The following is a 1,237-nucleotide window of genomic DNA, read 5'->3' as shown; positions in this document are numbered from 1 at the left end:
TCAGTGGTAGGAGAGCGTTCTAAGGGCTGTGAAGCCAGACCGGAAGGACTGGTGGAGCGCTTAGAAGTGAGAATGCCGGTATGAGTAGCGAAAGAGGGGTGAGAATCCCCTCCACCGAATGCCTAAGGTTTCCTGAGGAAGGCTCGTCCGCTCAGGGTTAGTCGGGACCTAAGCCGAGGCCGAAAGGCGTAGGCGATGGACAACAGGTTGATATTCCTGTACCACCTCCTCACCATTTGAGCAATGGGGGGACGCAGGAGGATAGGGTAAGCGCGGTATTGGATATCCGCGTCCAAGCAGTTAGGCTGGGAAATAGGCAAATCCGTTTCCCATAAGGCTGAGCTGTGATGGCGAGCGAAATATAGTAGCGAAGTTCCTGATTCCACACTGCCAAGAAAAGCCTCTAGCGAGGTGAGAGGTGCCCGTACCGCAAACCGACACAGGTAGGCGAGGAGAGAATCCTAAGGTGATCGAGAGAACTCTCGTTAAGGAACTCGGCAAAATGACCCCGTAACTTCGGGAGAAGGGGTGCTCTGTTAGGGTGCAAGCCCGAGAGAGCCGCAGTGAATAGGCCCAGGCGACTGTTTAGCAAAAACACAGGTCTCTGCGAAGCCGTAAGGCGAAGTATAGGGGCTGACGCCTGCCCGGTGCTGGAAGGTTAAGAGGAGCGCTTAGCGTAAGCGAAGGTGCGAATTGAAGCCCCAGTAAACGGCGGCCGTAACTATAACGGTCCTAAGGTAGCGAAATTCCTTGTCGGGTAAGTTCCGACCCGCACGAAAGGCGCAACGATCTGGGCACTGTCTCAACGAGAGACTCGGTGAAATTATAGTACCTGTGAAGATGCAGGTTACCCGCGACAGGACGGAAAGACCCCGTGGAGCTTTACTGCAGCCTGATATTGAATGTTGGTACAGCTTGTACAGGATAGGTAGGAGCCTTGGAAACCGGAGCGCCAGCTTCGGTGGAGGCATCGGTGGGATACTACCCTGGCTGTATTGACCTTCTAACCCGCCGCCCTTATCGGGCGGGGAGACAGTGTCAGGTGGGCAGTTTGACTGGGGCGGTCGCCTCCTAAAAGGTAACGGAGGCGCCCAAAGGTTCCCTCAGAATGGTTGGAAATCATTCGCAGAGTGTAAAGGCACAAGGGAGCTTGACTGCGAGACCTACAAGTCGAGCAGGGACGAAAGTCGGGCTTAGTGATCCGGTGGTTCCGCATGGAAGGGCCATCGCTCAACGG

Annotated in this window: 1 rRNA gene; it reads left to right on the top strand. The window is 55.3% G+C overall.

The annotated features are described in order from the left end of the window. Positions 1-1,237: ribosomal RNA gene (locus tag ACFRAC_RS36790) — 23S ribosomal RNA — on the top strand; the annotation flags it as partial.

The organism is Streptomyces sp. NPDC056628, assembly GCF_042792555.1.
In the GTDB taxonomy this organism is placed as follows: domain Bacteria; phylum Actinomycetota; class Actinomycetes; order Streptomycetales; family Streptomycetaceae; genus Streptomyces.
Note: the sequence above shows the minus strand (reverse complement) of the source record. Positions and strands in the feature narration are given on the sequence as shown.